The organism is Xenorhabdus kozodoii, assembly GCF_002632875.1.
In the GTDB taxonomy this organism is placed as follows: Bacteria; Pseudomonadota; Gammaproteobacteria; order Enterobacterales; family Enterobacteriaceae; genus Xenorhabdus; species Xenorhabdus kozodoii.
Genome location: NZ_NJCX01000055.1, coordinates 1 through 4,598, shown reverse-complemented (window position 1 = coordinate 4,598; position 4,598 = coordinate 1). Strand labels below are relative to the sequence as shown.

Below are 4,598 nucleotides of genomic sequence, written 5' to 3'. Positions count from 1 at the left end.
ATCCTCAAAGACCGCGGCAAGGCTGTCGGGATGCTGTTCTGCCTGTGCTTCAAATAGTTGGTGGATGAACGCGTCTTGCGGGAAATCCGTTTGGGTGGCATTGAAATCCCCCAGCAATTGTTGCCGCTCTGCCGCCGGCAAGATCGGGATATCCCGAATGTCTTGTTGCGGGTTGTGCGTTAAAGCCTTAACCAATCCGCGAATGGCCGTCGCCAGATAGGTATTGATCCGTGCCGGCGCAATCTCGGCTGTGGTCAGGGCGGTCAATTGGAAACCGTCGCCCAAATCATCCACCGACAGGGTAATAGGATAGTTGGTGCTCTCCTCGGCGACCAAAATACGGATGCCCGCCCAGGTGGCCTCAATCGCTTCGGTATCACCCGATGCGCTATGGCGATAATTCAGCAAGCTGCTGAACAGCGGCAGGGGCGGTTCCACGCCACTGCACCGCTGTGCCAGCACTAACGGGGTCTGCTCATGCTCCAGCAAGGCGATCAGGTTGTGGTAGGCTTCCTGTACGGTGTCTTGTACCGAACGCCCGCCCAAAGAAATCCGCAGGGGCAGGGTGTTGATAAACATCCCCAGTATTTGATCCGCCCCCGCGCCGCCTTGCAGCCGGCCGAGCAGCACAGAGCCAAACACCACATCCTCGCGGCCGCTGGTTTGCGCCAGCACCTGCGCCCACGCGACGTGGAACAGCACACTGGGGCTGACCCCGAAACGGCGCGCCTGGGTGCGGATGGCGGTTGCCAGCTCAGGGGCGAGAGGGAGAGACGCTTCTGTGATCAGACCGTTGTCTGTTTGTACGTCGAGTACCCCAAACGGGGCCGTGGGTTCGTCAATCTCCGCCAGTTGGCTGCGGAAATAGGCTTCGTGTTCGGCCATTGGCACGCTTAATATTTGGGCGATAAAATTACGATAAGGCACCGTCGGCCGTATTTCTTCCGGACTTCCCTGCAAGATGAGGGCGACTTCCGCAAAAATCAGCTCCAGGGTCATATGGTCACTGACCAGATGATGGAAGCGCAGCGCCAGCAACCATTCATTCTGTGCCGGATCAAAGGCGATATCTGTGATGAACAACGGCGCGTGATCCAGGTCAATACGGTGCTGGCGTGGATCGGTGTGCGCCAGTAACTGGGCGGGAATATCATCCGGGCTGGCCGGGGTGAATTCACGGATAGCCAGCGACGCCTGACGCCAGACCACCTGCACGGGTTGTTCCAGTCCTTGCCAGTAAACCGCCGTGCGCAGGATATCATGGCGGTCGATAACCTGTTGCAAGGCCGCCAGAAAGCGATCAAGCCGCTCACGGGTATCAAACGCCAGCAGGCTGCGCAACAGGTAGTTATCCCCGTGTTCCTGTAACAGATGATGGAACAAAATTCCGGCCTGCAACGGCGCCAGCGGGTAAATATCCTGCACATTACTCGCCCCGCCCGGCACCTGCCCAACGATGGCCTCAATTTCACTTTGGGAGAGGGAAACCAGCGGCAGCATAGCCGGCGTGATGGCGGTGCAGCCGTCCGGGATCAGGTTGGGGGGCACGACAAACGTCTCGGTGTCATGCCGGATAGCCTGCGCCATTTCAGCCAGAACCGGGGCGGCAAATACGCTGCGAATGTCGAGCCGCCAGCCCCGATGACGCAGCCCTTCGATCAGGCTGACAATCATCAGCGAATGGCCGCCGAGTTCAAAGAAATGGTCATGGCGGCTGACCTGTTCCAGTCCCAGCAACTCTTGCCAGATTTGTGCCAGCGCGATTTCGCTCTCACCGACCGGCGCGGCATAGTCGCGAGTGGCAACCGCCGCTAAATCCGGTGCCGGCAGCGCCTTGCGATCGAGTTTGCCGTTGGGCGTCAGCGGGAAGGTCTCCAGTGTCACAAACGCACTGGGCAGCATATAGTCCGCCAGATGCTGGCTGAGTTGCTGGCGTAGTTCTGCCGGCGCCAGTTCCGCCCCGTCCTCTGGCCGCAGGTAGGCGACCAGCCGTTTCTGGCCGGGTTCGTCTTCGCGGGCGATCACCACCGCTTCGCACACCCCGTCACATTGGGTCAGCCGGGCCTCGATTTCCCCCAGCTCGATGCGGAAGCCGCGCAGTTTGACCTGAAAATCATTGCGGCCAAGGTAGTCAATATTGCCGTCGGGCAACCAGCGGCCGAGGTCGCCAGTTTTGTACATCCGGGCGTCCGGCTCCGTGGCAAAAGGATCGGCAAGGAAACGTTCGGCGGTCAGTTCGGGGCGGTTGAGGTAACCGCGGGCAACGCCCACCCCGCCGATGTAAATTCCCCCCGCCACTCCCATGGGAACCGGTTCCCCGCGGCTATCGAGAATATAGATTTGCGTATTGGCAATCGGGTGCCCAATCGGCACCTTCCCGTGGTAGCGATCCGGCACACATTGCCAGGCCGTGACATCAATAGCCGCTTCCGTGGGACCATATAAATTATGCAGTTCACTGTGCGGCAAGTGGGACAGGCAGTGTTGTTGCAGGGGATAAGGCAGCGCTTCCCCGCTGCATAAAATCTGGCGCAGGGAAGGGCAACGGCCGGCCGGAATATAATGGAGAAAAGTTTGCAACATGGAGGGCACAAAGTGGATCGTCGTGATATGACGGCTTTCTATCTCCTCCAACAAATAATGCGGCTCTTTATGGCCGCCGGGGCGAGCCATCACCAGTTGGGCGCCAAACATCAGGGGCAGGAAGAATTCCCAGACAGACACATCAAAACTGAACGGCGTTTTTTGTAACACGCGATCCTGGGAAGTTAATTGATAAGTCTCCTGCGCCCAGAGCAGGCGGTTAACTACCCCGCGGTGCGCATTCATCACGCCTTTGGGCAAGCCTGTGGAGCCGGAGGTATAAATCACATAGGCCAAATGACGGGAGGTCAGCCCCAGCGCCTGTATATCGGGGTTGCCAGCCGGTTGGCTGGACAAAAACGAACCATAGCGGTCAAGGATCGTATCCAGTAACACCGCCGGCAAGGGGCTGTTGAGCTTATCGTGTAACGTGGTCTGGGTCAGTAAAACCGTCGGTGCCGCATCGTCCAGCATATAGGCCAGCCGGTCGGCGGGGTAGTCCGGATCGAGTGGCACATAAGCGCCGCCAGCTTTCAGGATAGCCAGCAAACCCACCACCATCTCCAGACTGCGCTCGACACAAATCGCGACCCGATCATCCGGCCGCACCCCCAGCGTTATCAGGTGATGGGCTAACTGGTTGGCACGGCTATTGAGTTCACTATAGCTCAGGGTGTGGTTTTCAAAGCTAACCGCAATAGCATCGGGGTGCTGGTCTGCCTGCGCCTCAATCCATTGGTGGATCAACGCTTCTTGTGGGAATGCGATCTGGGTGGCGTTGAAATCCCCCAGCAGTTGTTGCCGCTCTGCCGCCGGCAAGATGGGGATATCCCGGATCTCTTGCTGCGGATGATGGATTAAAGCCTCAACCAAACCGCGGATAGCCGTGACCAGATAGGCAGTGATCCGTTCCGGCGCAATGTCGGTGACGGTCAACGTCGTCAGTTGGAAATCCTCCCCCAGGTCATCCACGCCCATCGTGATGGGATAGTTGGTGCGCTCCTCGGCGGCCAACGTCCGAATGCCCGCCCAGGGGGTTTCAACCGCCCCGGTTTCACCTGATGAACTGTGACGGTAATTCAGTAAGGCACTGAACAGCGGCATGGGCTGTTCCACCCCGCTGCACCGTTGCGCCAGCGCCAATGGCGCTTGTTCATGCTCCAGCAAGGCGGTTAAATTTTGATAGGTTTCCTGCACCATCGCTTGTACCGAACGCCCGTGCAGGGAGACGCGCAGGGGCAGGGTGTTGATAAACATCCCCAATATACGATCCGCCCCCGCGCCGCCTTGCAACCGTCCCAGCAGGACAGAGCCAAACACCACATCATCGCGGCCGCTGGTTTGTGCCAGCACCTGCGCCCACGCGACGTGGAACAGCACACTGGGGCTGACCCCCAGCCGGCGCGCCTGAGAGCGGATCGCCTTCGCCAACGTGGCATCAAGCAGCAGGCTGTTGGTGTCAATGGCACTGTTATCGCTGGGTATTTTGAGTATCCCGAAGGGAGCCGTGGGCTCGTCAATCTCCGCCAGTTGGCTGCGAAAATAGGCTTCATGCTCCGCCACGGGCACCCGCAATGTCTGGGCGATAAAATTGCGATAGGGCAGCAGGGTGGGCAGGGTGTTGGCGTTGCCCTTAAGCACCTCGGCCACCTCGGCAAAAACCAGATCCAACGTGACATGGTCACTGACCAGATGGTGGAAGCGCAGGGAGAGTAACCACTCATCCTGTGCCGGATCGTGGGCGATATCGATGGCAAACAGCGGTGCCTGATTTAAATCGATACGGTGCTGGCGTGGATCGGTGTGCGCCAGTAACTGCGCGGGAATATCATCCGGGCTGGCCGGGGTAAATTCACGGATAGTCAATGGCGCCTGACGCCAGACTGCCTGAACGGGTTGTTCCAACCCTTGCCAGTAAACCGCCGTGCGCAGGATATCATGGCGGTCGATAACCTGTTGCAAGGCCGCCAGAAAGCGATCAAGCCGCTCACGGGTATCAAACGCCAGCAGGCTGC

1 protein-coding gene is annotated in these 4,598 nt (G+C 59.0%); it reads right to left on the bottom strand.

Annotated features, from left to right (window positions below; translation table 11 throughout):
- The coding region (locus Xkoz_RS18835) for a non-ribosomal peptide synthetase (RefSeq protein ID WP_141554449.1) at nucleotides 1–4,598 on the bottom strand (4,598 nt) is incomplete at both ends.